This window comes from Corynebacterium urealyticum DSM 7109 (assembly GCF_000069945.1).
Lineage (GTDB): Bacteria > Actinomycetota > Actinomycetes > Mycobacteriales > Mycobacteriaceae > Corynebacterium > Corynebacterium urealyticum.
This window is the reverse complement of record NC_010545.1, coordinates 303,055-330,047: the sequence shown is the minus strand read 5'-3', so window position 1 is coordinate 330,047 and position 26,993 is coordinate 303,055. Positions and strand designations below refer to the sequence as shown.

Below are 26,993 nucleotides of genomic sequence, written 5' to 3'. Positions count from 1 at the left end.
GAGGTGGGCCTAGAGCGAGGCGACTGCAAATCGGATGAAAACGGAGGGAAAGCCCCGAAAACTTCCATTTTCATCCGATTCGCGGAAGCAGAGCCACAGGAGGAGATGCACACACCCCAACGCAAAAACTCCGCCAGGGTTTTCCCTGACGGAGTTCGTCTGTGCCAGATGTTGGATTTGAACCAACGAAGGCATAAGCCGGCGGATTTACAGTCCGCTTCCTTTGGCCGCTCGGACAATCTGGCGTACACCACTTGGTGCGCTCAATACCCTACTACGCGCCTCAAAGATTCCCTAAACGCGCTGCTCGGGCCAGGTATTGACGTCCTTAAAAGGAAGGCGGAACAACCGGGATACGGTGGGCAACCGCCCAACCGAAACCGAACTAGCCCAGGCGGTCCAGCGAGAAGGCCAGCAGGTGGCGCAGCGCCTCAGTGACCTCGTTATCCGGCAGCTTCGCCAGCTCCTCGTCGGCCAGGCCACGGTAGTGTTCCACGTCCTGCTCCGCGAGCTCACGGCCGTTGGAACGCTGGATAAGCTCCAGGCACTCCTCGACCACCGCATCGTCGGTCACCGGGCCGGTCAGCAGCTCGCGCAGCCGGGCGCCGACCTCGTCCTCCTGACGCATCGCGTGCAGCACCGGAAGGGTGAACACGCCCTCCCGCAGGTCCGTGCCCGGCGTCTTGCCGGACTCCTCGGGATCCGCCCAGATATCGATGATGTCGTCCACGATCTGGAAGATCTGCCCCATGTGGCGGCCGAACTGTGCCAGCGCGTCCACGTGCTCCTGCTCCGCGCCGGAGTGCAGCGCGCCCAGGTAGCCCGCCGAGGCGATCAGCACGCCGGTCTTCTCCTGGATGACCTTCATGTAGTGCTCGATCGCGTCCTCACCATCAGCCGCGCCCACGGTTTCGCGCATCTGGCCGGTGACCAGCTCGCCGAAGGTGTCCGCGAAGTGGCGGACCGTGTGGGCACCCAGGCCGGAGAGGATCTCAGAGGCCACCGCGAACAGATAATCGCCGGCGAGGATCGCCATCGAGTTGCCCCAGCGCGCATTCGCGGACTCCGCACCGCGGCGGCGGTCGGCCTCGTCCATGACGTCGTCGTGGTAGAGCGTCGCCAGGTGCGTCAGCTCCACGACCACGGCGGCATCGCGCACCTTGCGGGCCGTCGGGTTCTTGCCGTACTGCGCGGCGAGCAACGCAAACACCACGCGAAAGCGCTTGCCGCCAGCCAGCGCAAGGTGGCTGATCTTATCGGTGATGAAGCTCTCGCCCTGGCTGAGGCGCCAGCGCAGGAAGTCCTCCGCCTCCTGCAGCCCCGCCGTGATGCGGTCGTTGAGCTCGGCATTCCCCAAGTCCGGAGCTACCGGCCTGGCGTTGTCGCGTACTGCCATGTCCCTGCGTCTGCCTCGATCTAGATTGTGATTGTGCTTGAGCTATAGCTAGCCATTCGATAGGTTAGCCGATCTGCTCGGGCGCGTAGTAATGGATTCACCCCTCGCCTCGCGGGATTGCTTCCGCGGCGCAGCTTTTCCGGCCGCCGTGTAGTTCGCAGTCCGTCGCCCGGTTCTTTTTAGGACGTCACCCCGGCTAGCCTTGAGCCTCATGAGCCCCTCTTCTTCCCCCACGCACGATTCGGCTACGCACGGCGAGTCCGCTGCCCCGCACCGGGTACCGCAGGATCAGCTACACGCCGAGGTGCTGATCATCGGCGGCGGCCCGGCGGGCGCTGCGGCGGCGTACCACGCCGCCCGGGCGGGTTGGGACACCCTGGTGGTCGATATGGCGGATCACGCCACCGAGCCGCGGGATAAGACCTGCGGGGATGGGCTGACCCCACGCGCCGTGGGCGCCCTGGAGGCGATGGGGGCAGGCCACCTGCTGGATGGCCACCCGCGGATCAACGGGCTGAAGCTGCACGGTTTCGGCGGGTCGATCACCGCGCCCTGGCCGGAGCACGAGAAGTTCCCTGCCCGTGGTTCCGCGATCCCCCGCAGCGATTTCGACGCCGCCCTGCTGCGCCACGCGATCGACGCCGGGGCCCGGTTCCAGGGCGGACTGAAGGCCGTGGGCGTCTCGGAGGACGGGCGGACGGTGACCTGCCAGGCCGTCGGGGGACGCGCTGGGAAGGCCACCGGCACCAACCGCGGGGCGCAGAGCACGGAAATCCGCACGGAGTTCCTCGTCCTCGCCGAGGGCGTGCGCTCCACCATCGCCCGGCAGCTGGGCGTGCAGTGGGAACGCGGCATCGTCCACGGCATCGCCGCCCGCAGCTATGTGGAAACCCCGCACGCCGACGAGCCATGGATCCACTCCCACCTGGAGCTGCGCGACCAGGAGGGCACCGCACAGCCCGGCTACGGCTGGATCTTCCCCCTCGGTACCCCCACGACCGGTGGACAGTCGGGCAACGGGGCTGACCCCTCCCCCACCCCGCAGGTGAACCTGGGCTGCGGGGCGCTGACCACCACGCAACGTCCCGCGAAGGTGAACACCAAGAAGCTGCTCGTCCACTACGCCGACCAGGTGCGCGAGGAGTGGGAACTCGGCACCCCGCAGCGCATCACCAGCGCCCTGCTGCCGATGGGCGGGGCCGTCACGCGGGTGGCAGGCCGGAACTGGGCGGTCATCGGTGACTCCGCAGCCCTGGTCAACCCACTGAACGGCGAGGGCATCGACTACGGGCTGGAGTCCGCCCGCTTCCTCGTGGAGCTGCTGGACGACGCCCGCCGCAACCCCGACGGCCTGCGCTACGCCTGGCCCGCCCGGCTGCGCCAGGAGTACGGCGACGCCTTCGCCCTGGCCCGCCGCCTCGGCATGCTACTCACCATGCCTGGCCTGCTGGCCGCCATCGGCCCGGTGGGCATGCGCGGGCCCTTGGCGCACACGGTGATGAACTCCGCAGCCCGGCTGATGGGCAACCTCGTCACCCCGCAGGACCGGGACCTGACGGCGAAGCTGTGGCTCGGCGCGGGCAAGCTATCCCGCGGGGTGGATAAACTCCTCGCCGCGGATTCGCGGCCCCTCTTCGGCCGCCAATAAACCCGGAGAGCACGAAAGCCCACGGTTTCCCGTGGGCTTTCGTTGTCTCCGGCGCACGCCGCGCCCGAGCGACGTGGACAAGCAACATGCCCGAGCAACGTGGCCGAGTGGGGAACCGTGCCCCGACGCTACGCCAACGAGCTAGTCCAGCGGCTTGGTCCCGCTGTGCAGCGCAACGATGCCGCCGGTGAGGTTCTGCCAGCCGACGTTCTCCCATCCATTGGCACGGATCTCGCGGGCCAGCTCCTCCTGATCCGGCCACGCGCGGATGGATTCTGCGAGGTAGACATAAGACTCCGGATTGGAGCTGACCACCTTCGCCACCGCGGGCAGCGCGCGCATCAGGTACTCCTTGTACACGGTCGCGAAGCCGGGGATGACCGGCGTCGAAAACTCCGCGATCGCGAGCTTGCCACCCGGCTTCGTCACGCGGGCCATCTCCCGCAACCCGGCGCGGAAGTCCACCAGATTACGCAGGCCGTAACTGATCGTCACGGCGTCGAAAGTATTATCCGCGAACGGCAGATTCAGGCCATCGGCGCAGATCATCGGCACGTCCCGGTGGGAACCCGCCCGCAGCATGCCCAGCGAGAAATCCGCGGCCACGCAGTACGCACCGGACTCCGCCAGCTCCTCGGTGGACACGCCCGTGCCCGCGGCAAGGTCCAGAACCTTATCCCCCGGCGCAAGATCCAGGCGGCGGCGCGTGCGCTTACGCCACAGCCGGTCCTGGCCGAAGCTCAGCACCGTATTCGTGATGTCGTAGTTCTTCCCCACGGCATCGAACATCGTGGCCACTTCGCGCGGATCTTTTTCCAGACTTGCCCTAGACATAAATTCTCATGCTACCCGCCGCACCGGCCAGCACCATCACGCAGTAATAGCCTGCTGGTAGTAGCCCATCAGCTGCTCGCACAGCGCAGGCCAGGTCTTGCCCTGCACGCGGGTCAGTGCCGCGGCGGCGAACTGCTCCAGCGCACCGGCCGCGATGATGTCCCCCACCGCCCCAGGCAGCTGCTCGGCGAAGCGCTCCGGGTCGAGCAGGAAGCCGCTCACCCCGTCCTCGACGAGATCCACCGGACCGCCGGCACGAGGCGCGACCACCGGAAGCCCCGAGGCCTGTGCCTCCTGAATCGCCTGGCAGAAGGTCTCGAAACGCCCCGGGTGGACGAACACATCCAGGGACGCGAAAGCCACCGCCAGTTCCTCCCCGTAGAGCGCACCGGTGAACACCGCGGTCGGCATGAGCTTCTCCAGCTCCTCCCGTTCTGGCCCGTCACCAACGATCACAAGCTGCACGTCTTCGCGGTCGTTTAAGGACGCCAGGTTCGCAACATCCTTCTCCGCGGCCAGGCGGCCCACGAAGCCCACCAGCTTTCGTGGCTCGGCCGGGGTGGGGGTGCCGCGCTTGGCCTGGCCTTCCTCCCACCACTTGCCACGCAGCTCCGCGCTGCGCTTGGCGGGGTGGAAGCGCTGCGTATCCACGCCCCGCCCCCAGTGGTGAACCCGCTGCACGCCATGGTCACGCAGCTGCTCGATCGTGGGGGTGCTCGGCGCGAGGGTCAGGCAAGAGTTGTTGTGCATCGCTCGCACCCAGCGCCAGGACATGTTCAGCAGAAAGGTGAGCTTGTAGTGCTCCGTGAAGCCGGGGACGTCCGTCTGGTAGACCGCCACCTGCGGCAGCCCCAGCGCCTTCGCGGCGAATACGCCCGCCCCGCCGAGGACGAATGGGCTGGCCAGGTGCACCACATCAGGTTGGAACTGTTTGAGTAGCCGGTAGACCCTCGGCAGGGGCACGCCGATGGGCAGGGAGTTGATCGGTGGAAGGTTGACCGCGGGCACCCGGTGGATCGGGAAGCCCGCGTAGGTATCGCCGGGGCCCGGTTCGCCAGCCTCCCCGGCAGGAGCATCGGCTGCCGGCGGCGTCCAGCCCGGCGGGCGCGGCGCGATGACCATCGCGTCGTGCCCTTCCCGCTGCAGGTGCTCCAGCACCCGCAGAACTGAATTGGAAACCCCATTGACGATGGGGATGAAGCTCTCCGCGATGATCGCAACTCTCATAGTTCTCCCTGCTGCGCCTTCCATGAGTTTTCTCGCCACCGGACCAGCAGCCACAGACCCCCGCTCAGCACCATCGCCACGGCGAGCGAGGAGAGCGCGGGTATCCAGGCCAGGGTCCAGCCGCGGCCTTGCACCTTCACATTGCGGGGCTCGGACTTCTGATATTCCACCCGCACCCGCTGGCCCGCCTCCAGGCCGATCGGGTACAGCAAGCCCCGGTCCGGCTGGTGGTAGACCCCGTACTCGTCCGGGAAGCGCACGGTTGTCCGCAGCACCCCGACGTTGACGACGTCCGCCGTGGCGAACGCCTGGTCCAAACCGATGCGGTAGTCATTCAGCGCGGCAGTGGCCACCATTCCCAGGCAGACAGCAGTCGTGAAGGCCGCGAAGGCCGCGACGAGCTGCTTGCCCCGCCGGAAACGGGTCGGGGTCGGCTGCTCCGCGACCGGCGCCTTGCCCACCGCCGATTGTTCCGTTACTTGCTCGGCGGCCACGGGCTGTTCTGCGTTCGCCGGCCCCGCCGCACCCGCTGGCGCAGCCCCCTGTTCGCGATCCACCGGCTTACTCACCCGGGGTCACCTTGCCACGGATCGACTTCTCCAGCGCCACGCGCGCACCACGGTCAACGAAGGCCTCCACGACCAGCACCCCGCCGCCCCGGCGGCCTGGCACCAGCCCCAGCTTCTCGCCAGCCTCTCCGTCCAGGTCGCCGTGTTCCAGCGCATCCAGCACCTCGGCGAGCTCCGCCGGGTTGTGCACCCCCACCCAGTCCACGCCAGCGGACTCGCATAGCCCAGCCAGCTTCGCACCCGTGGCCGTGCCGAAGACCCGCTCGAAGGCCGGGGTGCCGTCGTCGAAGCTTCGCAGGCTTTCCCCGCCGGGCTCCAAGGTCTCAAAGATCGCGCCGCCGTCATCGTTGGCGACCACAATCACCAGGTTTTCCGGGCTGGGCTCGTCCGGACCAAAGTGCAGCCCGTTGACGTCATGAAGGAAGGAAAGGTCGCCCAACAGGGCAAAGGTCCGCGGGGCGCGGATCGCCGTCGGGTCGGCGGAGGCGTGCGCCAGGGCCGTGCCCACCGCGGTGGACACCAGGCCGTCGATGCCCGCGGCACCGCGGTTGGCGACCGTGCGCACCCCATCGAAGGGCAGACCCACCCGGGCGATGTCGCGGATCGGTGAGGAGGCGCCGACGAACAGCGCGTCCCCGTCGCGCAGGGAATCTGCCAGCACAGCGGCCACGTGCAGCCCGGTGAACGCCCCGTCGGTGGTGGCCTGGGCGATGCCGTCGCGTACCGCCTCCGCCCCCAGCTCGGAGACACCGCGGCAAACCTGCAGCCAGGACTGCGCCGATTCGCCGGTCACACTCACCGTGCTCGCGACCTGGTCGGCGGTCAGCGCCACGTCCGTGGGCTGCTCGACCTCGGTGAGCACCGTGATGGAAATATCTTCGCTGGCCAGCAGCTGGGTCACCGGGCGATGCAGGGTCGGCCGACCGAGCACGATGACCTGCTCCGGGCGCGTGGCCGCAGAATACTCCCCGTGGGAGACCAGGCCCGTGGTGAACATCGCAGCGGCGGCTGGGTGCACCGGGAAGTCCGGGGCGGGGCTCGTGGGCTCAGCAAAGACGGGCAGGTCGCCGAGCTCCTCCAGCTGCTCGCGGGCCCACGCCCGGTCGCTGACCGACCCCGCGATGACGAGGGTGCGCTTCGACGCGTCCACGGTCACCTCACCGTAGGGCAGGCGCGCGGCCTGCTTCGGTAGGACGTAGGTTCGGGCCGGCGCGGTCGGCTGCTCGGCCGCCGTTGCACGGGCGGGCTCCTCCGCGAGCTGGCGAGCCAGGAGGGTCAGCTGAGTGATGGACTCCGGCACCAGTGGTTCCCGCAGCGGGATGTCGAGGTGTGCCCCACCGCCCCGGGAGGGGTGGGTAGCGGCGCGGAGCAGCTCGTCGACCTTGACCCGGACGCGACGGACCAGCGGATTTGTGGTGTCCAAGGCGGCGGCTTGGGCCGAATCGGTGGCATCGGCCGCGGCGTTGGCGCTGGCGGACGGTGCGGCGGCGTCTGCAGTCACGGCGTCGATCGCGGCGTCCAACTCGAGGGTGGCGACCGCGTGGGCGCCGAAGATCTCGCGCTGCTGGATGGCCTGATTCGCCCCCGTCCCCACCATCGACCACGGCCGGTTGGCGGAGAGGATCAGCAAGGGCACGTTCGTGGCCGTGGCCTCCACCATGGCGGGCAGGCAGTTGGCCACCGCCGTGCCGGAGGTCATCACGACTGGCACCGGGGTATTCGAGTACTTCGCCAGCCCCAGGGCCAGGAAGGCCGCGGAGCGCTCATCCGTGCGCACGTGCAACCGCAACCGCCCGGCGCGGCTGGCCTCCGCGAAAGCCAAGGCCAGCGGGGCTGAACGCGAGCCCGGGCACACCACAGCCTCCCGGACCCCGTTGCGAATCAACTCATCCACGAGCACCGCACCGAGCAATACGGCGGGCGAGGGCGCTGCCGCCGTCTGCTGCGGGCTGTGGAGCTGATCAGGGTCTTGGTTCTCGGCGCCTTGGTTATTCACGCCCCCAAATCTAACCCACCTTGCCCGTTGGCGTTGGGCGGCCAGCTCGCACCCCGACCACCACGACCTCCCGTGTGCTCGTGACCGACCGTTAGACTCGGCACCATGGAGCTATCTTCCCTGGATCGGGGCCATTTCCGCGCGCTTATTATCGGCGCAGGCCAGGCCGGGCTCGCTGCCGCCCACGAACTGTGGCGCCGTGGCCTAGTTCCGGGCGAAGACTTCCTCGTGCTGGATGCTAACGACGGCCCCGGCGGGGCCTGGCGGCACCGCTGGGATTCCCTCACCCTGGGTACCGCCCACGGGATCGCGGACCTGCCCGGCCTACCGATGAACCGCCCCGACCCCAGCGCCCCGGCCTCCCAGTTGGTTGCCGAGTACTACGGCGCCTACGAGGAGAAGTTCGGCTTGCGTGTGGTCCGCCCCGCACACGTCACCCGCGTGGAGTCCGCTGGTGACCAGCTCGCCGTCACCGCTACCGGCCCGGACGCCACGAGCGCCACGATCACCACGGACATCCTCCTCAGCGCCACCGGCACCTGGAATAACCCGCACGTGCCGCACATCCCAGGCATCGAGACCTTCCGCGGCTGCCAGCTGCACACGAAGGACTACACCCGCAAGGAAGACTTCGCGGGCCTACGCACCCTCGTCGTCGGTGGCGGGCTGTCGGCCGTTCAGTTCCTCCTGGAGCTCCAGGAAGTGAGCGAAACCATCTGGGCCACCCGCCGGGCACCGAGGTGGGTGCCGACGTCATCTTCTGGAACACCGGATTCCGTCACTCCCTGCGCCACCTTGCCCCGCTGAAGCTGCGGGAACCGGGCGGGGGAATCCTCATGGACGGCGAGGTGCGCGTCGCGAAGAGCCCGCGGGTGCTGCTCGTCGGCTATGGCTCCACCGCCTCGACGGTGGGTGCGACCCGCGCCGGCAGGAGGGCTGGTCAGGCAGCGGTGCGTTACCTCGAAGAATCGCGGTAGCCCGGCGTTGGCTTCAGGACGTCAACCTGGCTCTGCGGTTGCCATTACTGCGAGGCGTTGCCGGGTTGTTACTAGTTGTTCCGGAGTTGTTTTCCGACGCACCGAAACAACTTTGAAACAACTTTTGAACAACCCTTGCTTCCTACCCAACCCCGGACTACATCGTTTCCGCAGGTCACGAAGCTTTCGGCGGTTGTTTCAAAGTTGTTTTTTGTTGTTCCAGGATTGTTGCCAAACCATTTACTCCAACGCCCCAATCCAGCGTGTGTTTGACCCACGCTGCGGGCCGGTCGGGTCAATACGCGCCACCCCGCGCTCCCGCAGTTTCCGCAAGATCTTCGTCACCTCGGAGCGCTCTATACCCAAAATCTCGGCGGCTTCTGCTGCGCGTATCGTGCCAGTTCGCAGCTGCTCTTCCAACCACTCTTCTGTAGGCATCGTCGCAGCACTAGCAAACTGGGGCTGGGCACCACCCGAAGAAGCTATCCCCTGCTGGACCGCCCTTCCCAAAACCCATTCATCCGCCCCCTGGAGCCGCGCTACCACCCCAATGTCTTGGAGCGACTCCATCAGTTCGGCGGCTTCCATTGAAGAAATTTGTGCAAGCCGTTCAACCTGATTCTTCGTGATCCGGGGCGCGCTCCACAGCTGCTTTAAGACAATGAGAGTGCCCACGCTCCTCACGGCCTCGCCATCAGGTAGCTTCTCCAGTTCATGAAGCATCTTGATAAAACCCACATCGGGCTTACCTGCTGAAAGAATCACCTCAACGAAGGTTTCCTCAGCACGCACTTCCGGAACTTCCCGACCTGTTCCAATCATTGCGGACCACATGCGGTCAAAACCGCGCGACGATTCCTCAGCCAGGCCGAGCCCACGCATTACCGCCATAAGGCGACTATTCCGCGGCACCGATTGAGTCGTCAGCAAGTGATCCCGATCAACCCCCGGCGGCAGAGGGCCCGGGGACCAAATCTTCAGAGTACGAGGCGTCTGGTCAACAACCACGGGGCGACTGATTTGCCAGTCCCTATGTATGAAGGCATTCGTGACGGCCTCGTCAATCGCCTGGGCAGGGAAGCGTGGGATCGCGGTTTCCTGCCCATCATCAAACTGCACTCTTTCAATTTCTTGACTTGCGCGCTCTCTGATTAGGCGGCGCAGCCGGGGAAGCGCAGTCAACAGCGGTTCACTGATCTCGCTCACTTCAGGATCGGCCCCCACGATGGGTCTCCAGAAATACTGAACCGTCAGGGCGGGCTTGTCCGGTGGCAGCATGAGGATCTCTGCCGCCCTCTTGAGCGAACCATCATGGCCCACGAGCCCCAGTTCGCGAAGGAGGCCACTGGCACCTTTCGGCACATAATCCGACCCGTCTTCCCTGGACCGTTTCCCCCTCAACAGTCGGCGAGCCTCTTCCAGGACTGGCAGTTCGATGTCCTGGACCTGGAGCCTCGAGCTCCCGTTTGAATAATCGGGGTTCGCCCTTTCCCGAGCCAGCGCTTGTCGCTCCGCCTCCAGCAGCGGCTCACAACTCGTACCCCGCCGCCGTTTCGCCTGCCCTTGGGTGCGGGTATACATGGTCAACGCTTCTGGGATACGGATCACAACAAGGCGACTACCGCCGTACTCAAGTTCAGATGCTTCTACCCTCAGTTGCTGCTGCGTACCATGAAGAATCTTTCTCTCAATGGTTAAGGTATCTAAGTCCGTTCCGGTAAACGCTTCAGGTCCGGTCAGCTTGTCACTGATACCCACGATGATGTGCCCCATAGCGGATTCCCCATTAGCCAGGCACACCGCCTCATCAATGAGCTTTTCTACAAGTTGTGCCCGATGCTTATCGGCCTTCGAAGGCGCATGCTGAACCCGGGCAGGGTCCTCTTTGATCTCTAGGGTCTCCGATTCGACATTGCCAGCCGAATCTCCGTTCCAAATAGCTTCTAGAGCCTCTGCAACATCCTCAGGCAGCCACGGTGTCGCATCGTCAATCATGGGGGATTCCATATGTGAAGTATACATTTCCCCAGGAAGTTGTTTAAGAGGCACCACCCACCCCAGCGAAACAACTTTGAAACAACTTACGAACAACTATTGTGGCCAGCCCGACCCTTCATCTTATTATTCCCCCAGGTCACGAAGCCTCCGGTGGTTGTTTCAAAGTTGTTTCTAGTTGTTTTGGGATGCTCCCCTAGCGGGCGTCACGATCCCAGCTCGGCGGCTGCAGCCTCCATCCTGCGAACCCACCACTGCCGACGCTCCGCGTCCACCGCGTAGCGCTCCAACACTTCCGGATCCGGCTGGGTCGCGCCGGTGAGCATCGCACCATCGGCAATCTCCCGGGCTCCCACGTCCGCGGTGAATAGCGAGCCCGTCGCCAACCCCGCAGCATTCGGCCCAGCCTGGCCGAACACCCCGGCGTCGTTGCCCACCTGAGCCACCAGGGCAGCAGCCTGCAGACCCGCGCCAATACCCACCGCGGTATCCAGCGCGGAGCTGAGCGTCAGGCTCACCCCGTGGGCCGCCACCTGGCGCGCCACCTTCACGACCTGGTCGATGCCGCCCAGCGGGGCGACCTTCACCACGGCCACATCGCAGGCCCCGGCCTCCACCACAGCCAGCGGATCCGATGCCTTGCGGATCAGCTCATCGGCCGCGATCCGCACCGGGGATCCGCCCGGCGCGATCCCCTCATCGGCCAGCCGCTGCCGCAGCTCCGCAAGTTCGGCCACCGTGGCGCAGGGTTGCTCCACGTAGTCCAGGCACTCGCCCGCCACGTCCTCTGCCGCCAACTGCGTAATCACCGCCAGCGCCTGATCCACCGACCAGCCTGCATTCGCATCCACCCGGATCCGGGGCCGGTCCACGCCCTGCTCGGCGAACCAGGCCCGCACGGCACGCACGCGCGCCACATCCTGGGCCATCGAGGCCTCAAAGCCCTGTTCCCGCAGAACGGCTGGCTCAGCGACCTTCACCTTCACAGTCGTGCACCCCGGGTAACGGGCCATCAGTTCCCCCACCTGCTGCGGATTCGCCTGCGCATCCACCGCGGGCATCGTGGCGTTCACCGACACCCCCACCCCCGCCGGGACCTGCAGCGCGGCATGATCCGCGTTAGCACCCTGCGGCCGGGCGGTGGCGTCGTCGTCCAAAAGAAGCGAATGGACCACCCCACTGCGCAACCAGCGGGAAGACTCCGCGGGACCGTATTCCAGGAAGGGCGCGAACTCCACCCACCCGCCAGGGGTGGGAACGAGCATCGCCTCGCGGGTATCGATGCCGCGGAAGCGCGTGCGCATCGGCAGGGCCACCACGTGCGCGTGCTCGCGGGCGTGACGAAGGAACTGGTCGAGCTGCTGCTGAGTGATATTCACGCCACCCACCCTAGGCGAGCGGCCGGACACCTAATATGGGCAGGCATGAGCGAAAATAAGGTTTCCGAGATCTTCGACCCGACCGCCTGGCGCGAGGTTGAGGGATTCGACTTCACCGACATCACCTACCACCGCCACACCGGCGAGGGCCGCGCCAACGGCATCGTCCGCATCGCCTTCGACCGGCCGGAGGTGCGCAATGCCTTCCGCCCGCACACCGTCGACGAGCTATACCGCGCGCTCGACCACGCGCGCCGCACCCCGGACGTCGGCACCATCCTGCTGACCGGAAACGGCCCGTCCCCGAAGGACGGTGGCTGGGCATTCTGCTCCGGCGGTGACCAGCGCATCCGCGGCCGTTCCGGTTATCAGTACGCCACCAGCCACGATTCGGACGTCGCCGCCGCTGGTGCCGAGGGCGTGGACGAGGCCCGCGCGAAGGTCGAGGGCGGTCGTCTGCACATCCTGGAGGTTCAGCGGCTGATCCGCACCATGCCGAAGGTCGTGATCTGCCTGGTCAACGGCTGGGCCGCCGGTGGCGGGCACAGCCTGCACGTGGTCTGCGACCTGACCCTGGCTTCCCGCGAGCACGCGAAGTTCAAGCAGACGGACGCGGACGTGGGCTCCTTCGACGCTGGTTATGGTTCCGCGTACTTGGCGAAGCAGGTGGGCCAGAAGTTCGCGCGCGAGATCTTCTTCCTCGGCGAGGCCATCGACGCCGAGACGATGCACCAGATGGGTGCTGTAAACCGCGTGGTGGACCACGCCGACCTGGAGACCACCGCGATCGAGTGGGCGCGGAAGATCAACACGAAGTCCCCGACGGCGCAGCGCATGCTGAAGTTCGCTTTCAACCTGACCGACGATGGCCTGATGGGCCAGCAGGTTTTCGCTGGTGAGGCCACCCGCCTGGCCTACATGACCGACGAGGCCGTGGAGGGGCGCGACTCCTTCCTGGAGAAGCGCGAGCCGAACTGGGACGAGTTCCCGTACTACTACTAGATCTTGTGGCCGGTCGGCGCTAGCCGCGCAGCTTATTCCACGCCGGGGGCATCGGGGCCTGCACATCCAGCTCCTCGCCACTCGGCAGCGGGATCACCAGTCGGGAGGCGTGCAGCATCAGCATCCGCACGCCTTTCTCCGCGGCCGCCTGGTTCGCGGCCTTATCCCCGTAGCGGGAATCCCCGATGATCGGGTGGCCCAAGTGCTGCAGGTGCACGCGGATCTGGTGCTTCCGGCCCGTCAGCAGCTGCACCTCCACGAGAGTTCCCGCACGCCCCCAGGGCTTCTTCACCCACAGCTTCGTCTCCGCCTGCTGCCCGGCGCGGCGATCCACCACCGTGGCCGCCCCCGTCTTCCGCAGCGGAGCATCAATCCGTCGCGCCTGCTTGCCTGACTTTTTCAGGACGCCACCGGCTACCGCCAGGTAATAGCGCTGGATATCCTCCCCACCCTCGCGCAGCAGGGACTGCAAGTGGCGCAGCATCTTCGAATTCTTCGCCACGATCAGCAGGCCAGAGGTCTCCTTGTCCAGCCGGTGCGCCAGCTCCAGCTCCTTATCCTCCGGCCGCAACACGCGCAGCGCCTCGATCACCCCGGCCTTGACTCCACTGCCCACGTGCACAGCGATGTTGGCGGGCTTATTCACGATGAGCAGATCATCGTCCTCAAAAACAATGTGCCGGGACAGCCTGCGGGCCAGCTGCTCCGCGGCCTTACGATCTCCCGCGGGCTTCGGCTTCGCCTCAGCGACCTCGAGGGCGGGCAGGTGGACCTTATCGCCCGCGACAGTGCGCTGGTCGGGCTTGCACTTCGCACCGTTGACCGTGATCTGCTTGGTGCGCATCATGCGGAACAGCACCGTGGCGGGCACGCCCTTGACCTGCGAACGGATGTATTTGTCCAGGCGACGATCCGCCTGGGAGTCGCTCACGATCAGGGTCTGAGGTTCGGAATGCTTCATGGTGGCTCTGGGCTCTATCTGTAGCAGATCGGGCGGGAGACACCCCCACCACGCAGCCAAGTAGAGTCGGACAGGTGAGTACTAATAATGAGACGCAAGAACTAGGCCGCTTCGGCGACCGCGGGGACGGACACTCGAAGTTCATTTACCCCGCGAAGATCGACGACGGCACCGGCATGGCAACGCTCGAGGCCTTTGAGGTCTCCGCGACAAACCTCAAGGCCGCGCGCGGCATGCTCTCGCAGGTGCTGGACGGTCGCAGCTCGATCCTGCCGGTCCCCGCCACCGACTCCCCGGACGCGGGCGCCAGCGAGGAACTGAAGAAGGTCATGCGGGCAGGCGAGCCGGTCGAGGCCGGCACCCTCGTGGCCACCACGTCCGGCTCCACGGGCACCCCGAAGGGCGCGCTGCTCTCCGCCGCGAATCTGCGCTCCTCTGCCCGCGCCACCGAGCAGGTGCTGCGCAAGAAGCTAAAGGTAGAGCCTGGCCCGTGGCTGCTGGCGTTGCCGGCCCACCACATCGCGGGCCTGCAGGTGATTCTGCGTGGCATGATGGCCGGTTTCACCCCGGTCGCCACCACCGCGCTGATCGAGGGCACGGGCTTTAGCGTGTCCGGTTTCGCAGCCGATGCCGCCGCGTTGAAGAAGCGCTTCCCGCACGAGGATCTGCACACTTCGCTGGTCCCGCCGCAGGTGCACTCCCTGCTGGAGTCCGAGGAAGGCATCGAGGCGCTGAAGCTCTTCGGCGCTGTTCTCATTGGTGGTGCGGCGCTAGGCGATAAGGCCCGCCAGCAGCTGGACGAGGCCGGCGTGAACTACGTCCTGACCTACGGTTCCAGCGAGACCAGCGGCGGGATGGTCTACGACGGCCAGGCTCTGCCGGGCGCGACCGTGCGCATCGAGGACGCGGACGCCAACGGTGCCGGTCGCATCGTCCTGGAAGGCCCGATGGTCGCCCGTGGTTACCGCAACGAGGACGAGGACTGCTTCCCCGAGCTCGGGGTCTACCGCACCAGCGACATCGGCGCCCTGGACGGGGAGACGCTGCGCGTGCTGGGACGCGCCGACGGTGCGATCAACACCGGTGGCGTGAAGGTTCTGCCGGAGCAGTCGGAGAACGCCACCCGCTCCCACGCTGTTGTGGACGGCGAGGCGGTCTCCGAGGTCTGTGTCTCTGGGGTTTCCGACGAGCACTGGGGCGAGGCCGTGGTCGCTGTGCTGCGCACCGCTGGTGCCCAGGTTTCCGGCGAGCCGGTGGAGGTCACCGACGCCGTGCGCGCCTCTATGCGGGAGGCCGGTTGCGCGGATTACCTCATCCCGCGCCGCGCCTTCGCTGTCGCGGATCTGCCGAAGACCGGCCCGGGCAAGCTGGATCGCATCGCGATCGCGGAGCTCGCCCGCCAGGCCGTCGCCGCGAACTAGCGGTTTTCCGCCACCACCCGCAGCGCGGAGACGGCCGCACCGTCCGTCTCCTGCAGCATCAGCGGGTCGGTGCGCGGCATGGGGGAAATCGTCATATCCGCGCGCATGTCCTGCAGCGGGATGCCAACCATGTGCACGCGCGGGTCAACCTGCCCGTCCTCGCGGATCAAGCGGCTCGTCGCCAGCTCGACCTCCGGGGCACGGGAGGTAGAGCCATCACCACGCAGCCAGGTGCGCATGCGGCCGGCATCCTTGAGTTGCTGGCTCAGCGGATCGGCGGTGCTGCGCACGTCCGGCTTGTGCAGCCACGCATCCACCAGGGTGCGGGACTCCACTGGCTCCTCCCGGGTCACCGGGGAGGTCATGACGAACGCGGGCGTTTCGGGGTCGATCACCATCGTCGGGTGCGCGCCCAGGAAGCGAACGTAACCGGCGTCCACCAGGCACAGCAGCTCGGCGGTGCGGAAGGCCGGCGGCCCGGAGCCCACCATCTGGCCCACACGCTTGAGCTCCGCATAGGCACCCCGGCGAGACTCAGTGGTGAACCGGCTGGGCTCGTCCACGACGGCAGCCGGCTTGCGGGCCGAGCCAATGACCTGCAGGCCCATCTTCACCGCCGAATCGCGCGCGGACTGTGCCTCGGTGAGGTCCGCGGCCAAGCCATCGGCAATGCGCGCGGTGAGCTCGTCGATGCTCTGGCCCGCCTCCCCGGCCTGCTCCGCGAAACGCGCGACGGGGTCTGAGTGATACGGCAGATCGAAGCGGTTTTCCTGTGCCACCAACCCGTCCAGGCGCACGTCCTCGTGCAGTCGCCACGGGTCGGTGTCCGGGTCGTCGATGATCTCACCGACCTTTTTTAGGACGTCAGGTTCGGCCGCCAGCAGGACCCGGTAGTAGGCCTCTTGTGCGTCCCGCAGGATCGCCGGCCACAGGGTCTCGCCGAAGTCCAGGCTGTTCGCCGGGATCTGTGGAAGATCCAGCTCCGCGACGGCGGCCTTGAAGCGGGGCAGCCAGGCCGCTGGCGGCAGGGAGCCGAAGACCGGCTTCGGCTGATACGGGTAGCCGTGGTGGGAGGAAACCACGAGCTTCGGCTCGTGGCCAGAGGGCTCGTAGTGCAGACCCGAGCGGGCCTCGGCGTCCGGAATGAAGCGCCCACCGCGGTCGATGGTGAGCATGGCCATGAGGTCGAAGAAGCCCATGCCCAGGCCGCGGACCAGCACCTCCTCCTGGGATTCCCCCCAGCTGGGGATCTGGCTGATCTGCTGGTCGGCGGGGTTGCCGGGGCGAACCCAGGTGAGGGCTGGGTGCATGTCCACGGCGGATGCGGTGAAGCTCTCCATCGCATCGGGGGTGGTGTCGGCCCAGCCGATGGCGAGCACGGTGGCGTCCGCGAGGATCGTGGTGCCGTTGTCCAGTGTGATGCGGTCGCGGGCTGATTGGCTTTCGGCGTCGCCGTTCCCGGCGCCTGCCCCGATTGCGGAACCCGCGGGCACCTCCTCGATCTCAGTGGCGCGGGCGAGGTGCTGATGCACCGAAATCCCCTCAGGGAGCAAGCCCAGCACCACATTGAAGACCCAACGCAGATATTCGCCGTAGAGGGCACGGCTGGGGTGCGACTCGGGCCGGGTATCGGCGATCTCCGCGGTGTAGTCAGCCAGGGACCACCCCGTACCCACGGTGGGGGCGGGTTCTCCGGCCTCTGCCGCCCCCGCCGACAGATGCTCGGCGGCCTGACCCCCATCGTTATCCGAGGTCAGCGCGTCGCGCTCACCTGCGACGCTCAGCGGAAGGCGAGTGAACAGATCTGTCTTTTTTCCGCGCGGATCCCGCTCCAACCCGAGCTCTTCGCCGCGAATGAGCATGATCCACTCGTGCATGGTCGGCCCCTCCACCACGGGCGCGGTGACGGTAGCTCCAGGCTCGGTGAAGAGGGTGACCGCATCGGCCAGAGTGTTCATGCACAGAGTCTTGGTCTGGTCGGTGCGCCAGACCTTCCCCTCCCCCGGCTGCACCTCGTCAATCACATGAATATCCAGGTGATTGGGGGTTTTACTCGGATCGAGCTGGCGGTAATCGGCGGCGAGGCGCTCCAGGATGGAAATACCTCGCGGGCCACCTCCGATGATCGCGATGGTGGGCGTTGAATCGGTCATGGTCCTTGGGCTGGTCATGTAGGCCATCTTATCGTGAGAGTTTTTCCGTGGTACCCTTACCCTCACCCTTTATAGACAGATCTGTTCATTTTTATCCATAGGAGGGAATCCTTATGTCCCCCGGCTTGCCCCGCACCCAGGGCACATTCAGACGCCACACCCGGCGCCCCATCAGATCGGTGATCACCCTGCTCACCGCCGTCGTCCTCGGTGTTGGCGGACTCACCGCCTGCAGCAGCGCCGGTGGTTCCGAGGACAACCCCGCCGAGCTGACCTACCTCGATTCCCTCCCCTTCAACAACCTCTACCCACCGACCGCGGGCTTCTACCCCAACGGCGGGGTCGTCAACAACATCACCGACCGGCTGCTGTGGCAGGACCCGGACACCCTCGAGCTCCACCCGTGGATCGCCACCGACCTGCCGGAGGTCAACGAGGACGCCACTGAGTTCACCTTCCACCTGCGCGACGGGGTCACCTACTCCGACGGCACCCCGCTGGACGCGGAGAACGTCGTCAAGAACTTCGACCTCTTCGGCCTCGGGAACACGGACAACAAGCTCACCGCCTCCGAACAGATCAGCTCCTACGAGCGTGGCGAGGTTATCGACGATTCCACCGTCCGCTTCCACTTCAGCGAGCCCGAGCCCGGCTTCCCCCAGGCTGCCAGCTCCATCAACGCCGGGCTGCTGGCCAACGCCTCCCTGGAGATGACGGACGAGGGTTTCGCCCCTGGTTCGGCCCGCAAGGTCATTGGCTCCGGTCCCTTCGTCATCACCGGCGAGAAGCGGAACCGCGAACTGACCTTGAGCGCGCGGGAGGACTACGACTGGGCGCCACCGGTCTTCGCCGAGCGCGGCCTGAACACCGGGCGTCCGGAGCTGGACACCGTTCGCGTCGTTGTCGCCAAGGAGGACAGCGTCCGCGTCGGTGGACTCAAGGCCGGGCAGGCGGACATCGCCCGCCAAATCGAGGCCCCGGAAGAAAAGCACCTCGCCAAGGCCGGAATCAACATCCACGCAGCACCGACCAACGGCGTGAACAACGGCCTGGCCTTCCGCTTCCGCCACCCGCTGCTGCAGGACATCCGGGTGCGCCAGGCGATCATCGCCGGCGTGGACCGCGAGAAGATCCTGCGCACCCTGTTCTCCGACTCCTACCCGCTGGCCACCTCTACCCTCGCGCGCACCGCGCAGGGCTACGAGGAACAGAAGGGCGCCTACGAGTTCAACCCGGATAAGGCTCGCGCGCTCCTCGACGAGGCCGGCTGGACCGTCGGGCACGACGGCATCCGCACCAAGGACGGCAAGCGCCTGCGCCTCGTCGTCAACGACGCCCCACAGCAACCCCGCACCCGGGAGGTCGTCACGATGCTGCAGCAACAACTGCGTGCCGTCGGCATCGACGCGCAGCTGCACCCCGGCGACGTCGCTGCCCAAAAGGCAGCCCAGACGGACGAGAACCAGGTGCAGCTCAACCTCACGATGGTGGGCCGCGCCGACTACGACGTCATTAAAAGCCAGTACTACTCCGACAACCGCAACGCGCTGCTGAACATGCACCCCGACGAGTCCATCGGCGATGAGAAACTTCAGCAGCTCCTGCTCGACGTCGCCCAGTCCCCCACTGAGGCCGAGCGCGCCGAAGCATCCAAGGCGGTGCAGAAGCATCTGACCGATAACGCCTACGTCCTGCCCTTCTTCGAGGAACCACAGGTCTTCGGCGTGCACCCACACGTCCACGGCTTCCGCGCCGAGAGCATCGGCCGACCCTGGTTCTACCTGACCCGGAAGGAGGCCCAGCCATGACCGGTCGCCAAATCCTCGCCCGCATCGGCCAGGCGATCCTCGTCCTGTGGGCCACCTTCACCCTCGCGTTTATCCTGCTCACCGCGCTGCCCGGGGATGCCGTAGCCACCCGCTACGCCGACCCCGAACTCGGGCTTTCCCCGGCGCAGATCCAACAGATGCGCGACGTATACGGCGCCGACGAGCCCATCCTCGTGCGCTACATCAACTCCCTGACCGGCGCGCTGCGCGGGGACTTCGGCAACTCCCTGATGAACGGCGAGTCCGTGACCAGCGCCCTGGGCGCTGCCCTGCCCAACACGCTCGCCCTGGCGCTCGTGGCTTTTCTACTCGCCAGCGTGATCGCCCTAGTCCTCGCCACGCTCGCCGCCCCGGGCCGCAGCAACCGTGTCAGCCGCTGGCTGGCTAACGCTCTGGCGAGCGTGCCCTCCCTGCTGGTCGCGCTGCCCGCGTTCTGGCTGGGCATCATCCTGATCCAGATGTTCAGCTTCACGCTGGGGTGGATCCCCGTCATCGACGCCTCCCCGACCCAGTCGATCATCCTGCCCGCCATCGCGATCGCCCTGCCGCTGTCCGCGCCGATGGCCCAAGTGTTGCTCCGCGGGATTCAGGACGCCTCGGCCCAGCCCTTCGTCACCGTGGTGCGGGCCCGTGGGGCCAGCCACCACTGGGTGCTGTGGCGCAATGTCCTGCGCAACGCGATGCTTCCCGCACTGACCATCGCCGGGCTGACCTTCGGTGAGCTCATCGGCGGCGCCGTGGTCACCGAGGCCGTGTTCAGCCGCGCTGGCATCGGCGCGATGACCGTGGACGCCGTATCCAACCGCGATACCCCGGTGCTCATGGCCGTGGTCGTCATCAGTGCCGCGGTCTACGTGCTGGTCAACCTGGCCGTCGATCTGCTGTACCCGGTGCTCGACCCCCGACTGCGCAGCCGGAGCGCACAACCCGCCACAACGAATGGGAGGGGCTAAACCATGACCACCAAACTCACCTCGAGGTCCTCGCTGCGCTCCCGGCTGACCGGCCGGTCCCTCCCCCGCCCGCAGAAGGCGGGTTGGGGCGCGGTCGTCTCTGGGCTCATCGTTGTCATCGCGCTGGCCTGGGCGTTCGTGCCAGGGCTGTTCGCCTCGGGCGACCCCGTGAACTCGGGTAGCACCGCCCCACTTCTGCCGCCCAGCACCGAGCACTGGTTCGGCACCGACGCCGTCGGCCGCGACCTCTACACCCGCGTGGTGTGGGGCACCCGGCAGTCCCTGCTCGGGGCGCTCGTCGCAGTTCTGCTCGGCATGATCATCGGCACCCTGCTCGGTGTGATCGCCGGCTCCTCCCGCGCCCGGCGCGGCTCCGGAACAGACGGCCGCAAGGGCAGCTGGGTGGACACGCTGATCATGCGCATCGTGGACGTTCTGCTCGCCATCCCGGCCCTGTTGCTCAGCCTCTCGGTGATCATCGTGCTGGGTTACGGATCCATCAACGCCGCCATCGCCGTGGGTATCACCAACGTCGCGATGTTCGCCCGCCTCGCCCGCTCCGAGGTGCTGGGCGTGGCGTCCTCCGATTATGTCGAGGCCGCCTACGCCTCCGGCGGCACCCGCGCCTCCGTGCTGTGGCGGCACGTCCTGCCGAACTCGCTGACCCCGGTGCTCGCGCTGGCGGCCCTCCAGTTCGGCAGCGCCATCCTGCAGCTGTCCACCCTGAGCTTCCTGGGCTACGGCGCCCCGCCGCCGACGCCAGAGTGGGGCCTGATCATCGCCGAGGGCCGGGACTTCATCGCCACGTCCTGGTGGCTGACCGTCCTGCCGGGCCTGGCCATCGTCCTCGTCGTCCTGGCGACCAACCACCTCAGCACGGTCCTCCGCGACCGGGAAGGAGCCCGCTCATGACCACCCCATTGCTGAAGGTCACCGACCTCGCGGTCACGTACAACTCCGCCCACGGCCCCGTGCACGCGGTGACGGACGTATCCTTCTCCGTCGCTCCCGGGCGGGTCACCGCCATCGTGGGAGAATCCGGTTCCGGAAAATCCACCTCCGCCATGGCGACGATGGGGCTGCTGCCTGCCAACGCGGCGGCGTCCGGAAAAATCGAGCTCAACGGCCAGGACCTGAACCGCATCACGCAGCAGCAGTGGCGCGGCGTCCGCGGCCTGAAGATCGGGCTCATCCCGCAGGACCCCGGAACCTCGCTGAACCCCGTGAAAACCATCGGCGAATCGGTTGGTGAGGTGCTGCGCATTCACCGCCAGGCCCTCGGCAACCCCAGCAAACAGGAACGCCGGGCAACCGTCATCGAGCTCCTGGATGCCGTGGGCATCGATAATCCCGAGCTGCGTTATGACCAGTATCCGCACGAGCTCTCCGGCGGTATGCGGCAGCGGGCCCTCATCGCCGCCGCGCTGGCCACCGAACCGGACCTCATCATCGCCGACGAGCCCACCAGTGCGTTGGACGTAACGGTGCAGCAGACAATCCTGGACCTCATCGACCAACTGCGGGAAGACCGCGGCATCGGCGTGCTGCTCATCACGCACGACCTCGCCGTGGCCAGCGACCGGGCCGACGAGCTGGTGGTTATGCAGTCCGGCCAGGTCAAGGAGGCCGGGCTCACCGGTCGCATCCTCGGCGATCCGCGGCATCCCTACACCCGTCGGCTGCTCGATGATGCGCCTGGCCTCACCAACCCGGTGCGCCAACCGGAGCGCGCCCGGAAGCATAAGGCAGCCAGTGCCCCGGCGGCCGACGCTCCTGGCGGCGAGGTGAACCCCGAAGAGAAGACCCCCGCTACCCCGGCGGCACGCGACTCCGAGGAGTCCACTCCCCCGCTGCTGCGCGTCAGCTCGATGAGCAAGCAGTTCCAGCCCGCGCGCGGCCAAGAAGCATTCACCGCAGTCGATGGGGTGAGCTTCTCCGTCGCCCGCGGCACCACGCACGCGATCGTCGGGCAATCGGGTTCCGGCAAATCCACCCTCGCCCGCATGATCTGCGCCTTCGAGGAGCCCAGCACGGGCGCCGCCTACCTCGAGGGCGCTGCCATCAACGATCTCGCGGCGAAGGACCCGCGCCAGCTGCGCCGTCGGCTGCAGATGGTCTACCAAAACCCCTATGGCTCGCTGGACCCGCGCCAGTCCATCGGTTCGGCGATCGCCGAGCCGCTGCGAAACCTCAGCTCGCTGACGCGGACACAGATCCGCGCAAAGGTCACCGAGGTCTTGGATCAGGTCAGCCTCCCCGAGGCACTGGCCAACCGGCGTGCCGGTGAGCTCTCCGGCGGGCAGCGCCAGCGCGTGGCCATCGCCCGCGCGCTGGTCCTGGAGCCAGAGCTGTTGGTTCTCGACGAGGCCGTATCCGCGCTGGACGTCACCGTCCAGGCCCGCATCCTGGAGCTGCTCAACGAGCTGCAAGAGGAACTGGACCTGACATACCTGTTCATCTCCCACGACCTGGCCGTCGTCCGGGAGATCAGCGACACGGTCAGCGTGATGAGCAAGGGCCGCCAGGTGGAGCTGGGCTTCACTGAGGAGATCTTCTACGATCCGGAGCACGAGTTCACCCGGGAGCTGCTGCGGGCCATCCCGGGCCAGCGTTACCGCGAGGGCGTGTTCAACCTGGGGCTTTAGGGTCGCGGACGCTGGCGACCCTCCCGTCCGCCTCCCACCGCGGACCCCTAGCGGGACAACGGGCTGCCCAAGCTCTAGCGGGACAACGGGCTGCCTAAGCCCTAGCGAGGCAGCGTAATCCGCCCCAGTTCTAGTGGGACGCGGCGATCCGCAGCGCAGAACGGGCAGCGGCGTCCGTCTCTTGGAAAATCACCGGGTCCTCCCCCACCTTCGGCGAGTTGGTCATATCGGCCCGAACCTCCCGCAACGGCACACCCAGCATGTGCACCCGGGGGTCGCGCTGACCCGACTGGCCAATAAGCAGGCCCGTTTCCCGGTCCACCTCCGGGGCGCCAGACAGGGAGCCATCGCCCCAGGCCCAAGCCCGCATCCGGGACTGTGCCAGCAACTGCCTGCTCAGCGGGCAGGCCGTGTGCCGCACATCCGGGTCATGGATCAGCGCCTCGATCAGCACAGACGCGCACACTTCCTCCCCCGTCGTCGCGGAACGGACCCGAAACGCCGGGGTCTCCTCGTCCACGGTGAGCTCCGGTTTCGCGCCAAGGAAGCGCACCAGCCCAGCGTCGATGAGAGCGAGCAGCTCGGCGGTGCGGAAGGCGGGCGGGCCGACGCTCACCATCTGGGCGATGCTGCCGAAAAACGCGTATTCCTCCTCGCGGGACGCCTGCGTAAACCGCCCCGGCTCGTCGACCAGGGCGATCCGTTTCATCGCCGCGCCGAAGCTGAAGAGCCCCATCTTCACCGGGGACTTTTCGCCGCGCTGCGCCTCCTGCCAGTCTGCAAGGAGGTGGTCGAACAGGGTCCGGGTAAAGGAGTCGATGGTCAACTCCTCGCCCGCTTCCTCCGCCTTGTCCTCCAGATGAGAGACCGGGTTGTTCTCCCAGGGGATGTTGAATCGTTTTTCCGGGTCCACCAGCCCGTCCAGGCGGGTGTCCTCGTGCATGTTCAGCGGGTCGGTGGCCGGGTCGTCGATGATCTCACCGACCTTTTTTAGGACGTCAGGTTCGGCCGCCAGCAGAACCCGGTAGTAGGCCTCTTGTGCGTCGCGCAGCAGTGCTGGCCACAGCGTTTCCCCGAAGTCCAGGCTATTGGGGTCCAGCGGAGTATCGAGCTGGGCGATCGCCTCGTCGAGGCGGCGTAGCTCCGCGCGCGGCGGCATGCCCGAAAACTCCGGGCGGGGCTGATGTGGGTAGCCGCGTCCCGCCATCGCCAGGATCCGCGGTTCCCGGCCCGAAGGTTGATAGCGCAATCCTGCCGGCGCGGTGGCGTCCGGAATGAAGGCCCCGCCACGGCCGACCGTGAGCATGGACATGGCGTCGAAAAATCCCATGCCCAAGCCCCGGATCAGGATCTCCTGGCCGGATTCCGCCCAGCTGGGGATGGCGGAGAATTCCTGATCAGCCGGGTTATTAGGCGCAATCCACTCCAGCTGCTCGTGCTTGGCCGCGGCTGCCGCGAGCTCCTGCTCCTCCGGGGCCAGCTCAGTATCCAGCCAGCCCAGCGCGAGCACGGTCGCGTGTGCGCGCAGGCGGGTGCCGTCCGCAAGTTCGATGGTGTCCGTGCCGTCTGCCGCCGCTTCGATCCCCACCGCCTTCGAGCGGTGCACCGTCACCTCGATGGCCTCCGGAACCATGCCCAGCACCGCGGAGAAGACCCAGCGCAGGTACTCGCCGTACAGGCCCCGCGGCGGGTGCGTATTCGGTTCGGTCTGCTCGATGTCCTGTGCCCGGTGGTCCAGGGGCTGGACCGGGTGGCGGGAAAACAGCTCCACCTTCACCCCACGCGGGTCGCGCTGCTCGCCCAGCTCCTCGCCGCGGAGCAGCATGATCCACTCGTACATGGTCGGGCCTTCGAGAACCGGGGATGCCACGCTGGAGCCAGGCTCCGGGAACAGGGTCACCGCGTCGGCCAGCGTGTTCATGCACAGGTCGAAGTACTGGTCGGTGCGCCAGATGCGTCCCGCACCGGGCTGGACGTCGTCCACCACGGCCACGGCCAGGCGCTCGGGTGCCGCCCCCTGCTCCGCCAGCTCCCGGTAGGTGGCCACGATCCGCTCCAGCACGGAAATCCCCCGCGGCCCGGCCCCGATAATCGCGATCCTGCGCTCAATACTGCTCATGTTCCCCACCCTACGGACTGTCCAGGACATGACTGATCAGCGAGACAAGAAAAGCCCTGACCTTGTGGGCCAGGGCTAGGAGGAAACGGAGTACAGAGGTTTAACGTGGGCGACGCTCGCAGCCCACGCCGTCATTGTCGCGGTCGAGGTGGGAAGCATAGCCCGGCTCACCGCGGCGGATCGGGCGGCCCAAGTCGTTCCATACTGCACGGCAGTTCTGGTAGTAGCGGGACTGTGCCGGACGCGGCGCAGGTTTCGGCGCAGTTCGCTTCGGCGCTGGCTTTGGGGCAGCGCGCTGTGGTGCCGGCTTCGGCTTTGCCGCCTGCTTCGGGGCCTGCTTAGCGGCTGGCTTCGCAGCCGGCTTTGGGGCAGGCTTCGGCGCCGGTGCCGGGCCCGGGATAATGCCAGGCAGCGGGTTGGGCACCATGCCAGCCTGGATCGCCCACAGGCCGCCGCCGATAACCGCAGCGATGGCCGCGATGCTGCCAATGAGAATGCCTGCGATCGCGCCCTTGGAGAGCCCTTCCTTCTCCTCATCCTCGGAGGAGGATCCCACGGACCCGGTGGTGGTGTCGTCGGTGTTGCCCTGGCTCGAGGAGGAGTCGAACAGGCCGGACTGCCCGTCGGGGTTGCTAGTGTTCGCCGAGTCTTCATTGGCTTGAATGAGAGCCGCAGGCGAAGCAGGAGCCGCCTGGGAGACTGGGGTGAGGCCGCCGGTCAGCACGGCAAGCGCCGCCGCCAGCGAAATGACAGTTTTTCTCATGGCATAACAATCACCCATTTGTATTTGGGACACAATTTACCCGTGGAAAACCTCTCCCCGAGGGCCTTTTCACCTACCCCCGTCACCCCCCTTTCCCACCGTAAAGGGCGAAATAACCACCGATTCCCCCGCGTCACGCGCCCGTCCCGCGTGCTGAAGCAGCCCCGACATAGCCCCCGCGCCCAAGCGAGTAGAGTAAACAGTTTGCATCCGCCCCTGCTCGAAGGAAGGTTGACCGTCGCGTATGTCTGCCACCAACACCGCCACCGCCGCCGATTGGCTCGAAGGCGCCCGCCCACACACCTGGGCTAACGCCATCGCCCCGGTCCTGGCTGGAACAGCAGCCGCGGTAACCACCGGCGGGGCGTCCTTCCCGCGGGCACTACTCGCTCTCGTGGTCGCGCTCGCGCTGATCATCGGCGTGAACTACGCGAACGATTACTCCGACGGCATCCGCGGCACCGACGACGACCGCTCCGGCCCCCTGCGCCTGACCGGCTCCGGACTGGTGGAGCCCACGCTCGTGAAGTACGCCGCCTTCGCCTGCTTCGGCGTGGCTGGGGTCGCCGGAATCGCGCTGAGCCTGCTGAGCACCTGGTGGTTGATCCTCGTCGGCGCAGTCTGCATCGCGGGCGCCTGGTTCTACACCGGCGGTGAAAACCCCTATGGCTACCGGGGTCTTGGCGAGGTCGCGGTGTTCATCTTCTTTGGTCTGGTCGCGGTGCTGGGCACGGAGTTCACGCAGTCCGGGCAGATCACCTGGCGCGGGCTCGGCCTGGCTGTGACGATCGGCGCGCTCTCCTCGTCCGTGAACCTGGCCAATAACCTCCGTGACATCCCCACCGACTCGGTCACCGGCAAGATCACCCTCGCCGTGCGCCTGGGGGATGCGGGCACCCGCGCGCTATGGCTGAGCCTGGTCGGCGGCTCCGTCGTGCTCACCATCGCGCTGGCACTCGGTCAGCTCGCTGCCCTGCTGGGCCTGCTGGCAGTACCGCTGTGGGTGCTGGCCTCCGGGCCCGTGCGCAAGGGCGCACAGGGCAAGGATCTGATCCCGGTACTTGGGCTTACCGGCCGCGGCATGTTGCTGTGGTCGGTGATGATGCTGAACGCGGCGTTTATCTAG

At 66.9% G+C, this 26,993-nt stretch carries 19 protein-coding genes, 1 tRNA gene and 1 pseudogene; 9 read left to right on the top strand and 12 right to left on the bottom strand.

Going from position 1 to position 26,993, the window contains the following annotated elements; all coding sequences use genetic code 11:
• Window positions 1-162: 162 nt before the first annotated feature.
• Together CU_RS01330 and CU_RS01325 are read right to left on the bottom strand one after the other, a co-directional pair.
• Window positions 163-245, bottom strand: a tRNA-Tyr gene (locus CU_RS01330).
• Between the two features lie 140 nt (window positions 246-385).
• Window positions 386-1,396 (bottom strand): polyprenyl synthetase family protein, encoded by a 1,011-nt coding sequence (locus tag CU_RS01325; protein WP_012359531.1) that lies wholly within the window; start codon window positions 1,394-1,396, stop codon window positions 386-388.
• A gap of 211 nt (window positions 1,397-1,607) precedes the next feature.
• On the opposite strand from CU_RS01325, the gene CU_RS01320 reads away from it, so the two are divergent.
• A complete protein-coding gene (locus CU_RS01320) occupies window positions 1,608-3,044 on the top strand; it encodes a geranylgeranyl reductase family protein (RefSeq protein WP_012359530.1) in 1,437 nt (478 codons plus the stop codon).
• Window positions 3,045-3,185: 141 nt separating this feature from the next.
• Here the strand turns inward: CU_RS01320 and CU_RS01315 are convergent, their stop codons facing one another.
• Genes CU_RS01315 through menD form a run of 4 tightly spaced genes read right to left on the bottom strand, consistent with a single transcriptional unit; the run spans window position 3,186 to window position 7,670 of the window.
• Complete coding sequence (locus CU_RS01315) at window positions 3,186-3,878, bottom strand: demethylmenaquinone methyltransferase (RefSeq protein WP_012359529.1); 693 nt, start codon at window positions 3,876-3,878, stop codon at window positions 3,186-3,188.
• Window positions 3,879-3,914: 36 nt separating this feature from the next.
• Complete coding sequence (locus CU_RS01310) at window positions 3,915-5,105, bottom strand: glycosyltransferase family 4 protein (protein WP_012359528.1); 1,191 nt, start codon at window positions 5,103-5,105, stop codon at window positions 3,915-3,917.
• On the bottom strand, window positions 5,102-5,674 hold the full coding sequence (locus CU_RS01305) for a hypothetical protein (RefSeq protein ID WP_012359527.1): 573 nt from the start codon (window positions 5,672-5,674) through the stop codon (window positions 5,102-5,104). Before CU_RS01305 ends, CU_RS01310 begins: the two co-directional genes overlap by 4 nt.
• Window positions 5,667-7,670 carry a 2-succinyl-5-enolpyruvyl-6-hydroxy-3-cyclohexene-1-carboxylate synthase gene (menD, locus tag CU_RS01300; protein ID WP_012359526.1) on the bottom strand — a complete coding sequence of 668 codons (2,004 nt, stop codon included), beginning with the start codon at window positions 7,668-7,670 and terminating at the stop codon, window positions 5,667-5,669. Before menD ends, CU_RS01305 begins: the two co-directional genes overlap by 8 nt.
• Window positions 7,671-7,775: 105 nt before the next feature.
• Here menD and CU_RS01295 point away from each other — a divergent pair.
• A pseudogene (locus tag CU_RS01295) lies at window positions 7,776-8,647 on the top strand (NAD(P)-binding domain-containing protein).
• A 240-nt stretch (window positions 8,648-8,887) separates the two neighbouring features.
• Here the strand turns inward: CU_RS01295 and CU_RS01290 are convergent.
• Both CU_RS01290 and CU_RS01285 read right to left on the bottom strand, forming a co-directional pair.
• The gene (locus CU_RS01290; protein ID WP_169847093.1) at window positions 8,888-10,642 is read right to left on the bottom strand and encodes an ATP-binding protein; all 1,755 of its coding nucleotides are present in this window, start codon (window positions 10,640-10,642) and stop codon (window positions 8,888-8,890) included.
• 206 nt (window positions 10,643-10,848) lie between these two features.
• Window positions 10,849-12,021, bottom strand: coding sequence for an o-succinylbenzoate synthase (locus CU_RS01285; protein ID WP_012359521.1), 1,173 nt, complete (start codon window positions 12,019-12,021; stop codon window positions 10,849-10,851).
• Window positions 12,022-12,066: 45 nt separating this feature from the next.
• Here CU_RS01285 and CU_RS01280 point away from each other — a divergent pair, with 45 nt between their 5' ends.
• Window positions 12,067-13,023, top strand: coding sequence for a 1,4-dihydroxy-2-naphthoyl-CoA synthase (locus tag CU_RS01280; protein WP_041628443.1), 957 nt, complete (start codon window positions 12,067-12,069; stop codon window positions 13,021-13,023).
• Between the two features lie 19 nt (window positions 13,024-13,042).
• Here the strand turns inward: CU_RS01280 and CU_RS01275 are convergent, their stop codons facing one another.
• Window positions 13,043-13,984: an RluA family pseudouridine synthase gene (locus CU_RS01275; RefSeq protein ID WP_012359520.1), complete on the bottom strand. Its 942-nt coding sequence runs from the start codon at window positions 13,982-13,984 to the stop codon at window positions 13,043-13,045.
• Between the two features lie 74 nt (window positions 13,985-14,058).
• Between CU_RS01275 and CU_RS01270 the strand changes: the two genes are divergently transcribed.
• On the top strand, window positions 14,059-15,405 hold the full coding sequence (locus tag CU_RS01270) for an AMP-binding protein (RefSeq protein WP_012359519.1): 1,347 nt from the start codon (window positions 14,059-14,061) through the stop codon (window positions 15,403-15,405).
• On the opposite strand, the gene CU_RS01265 is transcribed toward CU_RS01270, so the two are convergent.
• The gene (locus CU_RS01265) at window positions 15,402-17,558 is read right to left on the bottom strand and encodes an FAD/NAD(P)-binding protein (protein ID WP_041628555.1); all 2,157 of its coding nucleotides are present in this window, start codon (window positions 17,556-17,558) and stop codon (window positions 15,402-15,404) included. The two genes, CU_RS01270 and CU_RS01265, sit on opposite strands and share 4 nt — an antisense overlap.
• A gap of 113 nt (window positions 17,559-17,671) precedes the next feature.
• Between CU_RS01265 and CU_RS01260 the strand changes: the two genes are divergently transcribed.
• Genes CU_RS01260 through CU_RS01245 form a run of 4 tightly spaced genes read left to right on the top strand, consistent with a single transcriptional unit; the run spans window position 17,672 to window position 22,985 of the window.
• Window positions 17,672-19,366, top strand: a complete 1,695-nt coding sequence (locus CU_RS01260; RefSeq protein WP_012359517.1) for a TIGR04028 family ABC transporter substrate-binding protein — start codon at window positions 17,672-17,674, stop codon at window positions 19,364-19,366.
• Entirely contained in the window at window positions 19,363-20,340 is a 978-nt protein-coding gene (locus CU_RS01255) for an ABC transporter permease (protein WP_012359516.1), read from the top strand. The genes CU_RS01260 and CU_RS01255 overlap by 4 nt, the downstream gene beginning before the upstream one ends.
• A 3-nt stretch (window positions 20,341-20,343) precedes the next feature.
• Window positions 20,344-21,252: an ABC transporter permease gene (locus tag CU_RS01250; RefSeq protein WP_012359515.1), complete on the top strand. Its 909-nt coding sequence runs from the start codon at window positions 20,344-20,346 to the stop codon at window positions 21,250-21,252.
• The gene (locus CU_RS01245) at window positions 21,249-22,985 is read left to right on the top strand and encodes a dipeptide ABC transporter ATP-binding protein (protein WP_012359514.1); all 1,737 of its coding nucleotides are present in this window, start codon (window positions 21,249-21,251) and stop codon (window positions 22,983-22,985) included. The genes CU_RS01250 and CU_RS01245 overlap by 4 nt, the downstream gene beginning before the upstream one ends.
• Window positions 22,986-23,115: 130 nt before the next feature.
• Here CU_RS01245 and CU_RS01240 read toward each other — a convergent pair whose 3' ends face one another.
• Both CU_RS01240 and CU_RS01235 read right to left on the bottom strand, forming a co-directional pair.
• Entirely contained in the window at window positions 23,116-25,104 is a 1,989-nt protein-coding gene (locus CU_RS01240; protein ID WP_012359513.1) for an FAD/NAD(P)-binding protein, read from the bottom strand.
• A gap of 100 nt (window positions 25,105-25,204) precedes the next feature.
• Entirely contained in the window at window positions 25,205-25,867 is a 663-nt protein-coding gene (locus tag CU_RS01235; RefSeq protein WP_012359512.1) for an excalibur calcium-binding domain-containing protein, read from the bottom strand.
• Window positions 25,868-26,111: 244 nt separating this feature from the next.
• Here CU_RS01235 and CU_RS01230 point away from each other — a divergent pair, with 244 nt between their 5' ends.
• Window positions 26,112-26,993, top strand: coding sequence for a 1,4-dihydroxy-2-naphthoate polyprenyltransferase (locus CU_RS01230; protein WP_012359511.1), 882 nt, complete (start codon window positions 26,112-26,114; stop codon window positions 26,991-26,993).

Coding starts and splice junctions, on each gene's coding strand:
- CU_RS01325 (WP_012359531.1), bottom strand. CDS start 1,396: ATGGCAGTACGCGACAACGCCAGGCCGGTAGCTCCGGACTTGGGGAAT.
- CU_RS01320 (WP_012359530.1), top strand. CDS start 1,608: ATGAGCCCCTCTTCTTCCCCCACGCACGATTCGGCTACGCACGGCGAG.
- CU_RS01315 (WP_012359529.1), bottom strand. CDS start 3,878: ATGTCTAGGGCAAGTCTGGAAAAAGATCCGCGCGAAGTGGCCACGATG.
- CU_RS01310 (WP_012359528.1), bottom strand. CDS start 5,105: ATGAGAGTTGCGATCATCGCGGAGAGCTTCATCCCCATCGTCAATGGG.
- CU_RS01290 (WP_169847093.1), bottom strand. CDS start 10,642: ATGATTGACGATGCGACACCGTGGCTGCCTGAGGATGTTGCAGAGGCT.
- CU_RS01280 (WP_041628443.1), top strand. CDS start 12,067: ATGAGCGAAAATAAGGTTTCCGAGATCTTCGACCCGACCGCCTGGCGC.
- CU_RS01275 (WP_012359520.1), bottom strand. CDS start 13,984: ATGAAGCATTCCGAACCTCAGACCCTGATCGTGAGCGACTCCCAGGCG.
- CU_RS01265 (WP_041628555.1), bottom strand. CDS start 17,558: ATGACCGATTCAACGCCCACCATCGCGATCATCGGAGGTGGCCCGCGA.
- CU_RS01260 (WP_012359517.1), top strand. CDS start 17,672: ATGTCCCCCGGCTTGCCCCGCACCCAGGGCACATTCAGACGCCACACC.
- CU_RS01255 (WP_012359516.1), top strand. CDS start 19,363: ATGACCGGTCGCCAAATCCTCGCCCGCATCGGCCAGGCGATCCTCGTC.
- CU_RS01250 (WP_012359515.1), top strand. CDS start 20,344: ATGACCACCAAACTCACCTCGAGGTCCTCGCTGCGCTCCCGGCTGACC.
- CU_RS01245 (WP_012359514.1), top strand. CDS start 21,249: ATGACCACCCCATTGCTGAAGGTCACCGACCTCGCGGTCACGTACAAC.
- CU_RS01240 (WP_012359513.1), bottom strand. CDS start 25,104: ATGAGCAGTATTGAGCGCAGGATCGCGATTATCGGGGCCGGGCCGCGG.
- CU_RS01235 (WP_012359512.1), bottom strand. CDS start 25,867: ATGAGAAAAACTGTCATTTCGCTGGCGGCGGCGCTTGCCGTGCTGACC.
- CU_RS01230 (WP_012359511.1), top strand. CDS start 26,112: ATGTCTGCCACCAACACCGCCACCGCCGCCGATTGGCTCGAAGGCGCC.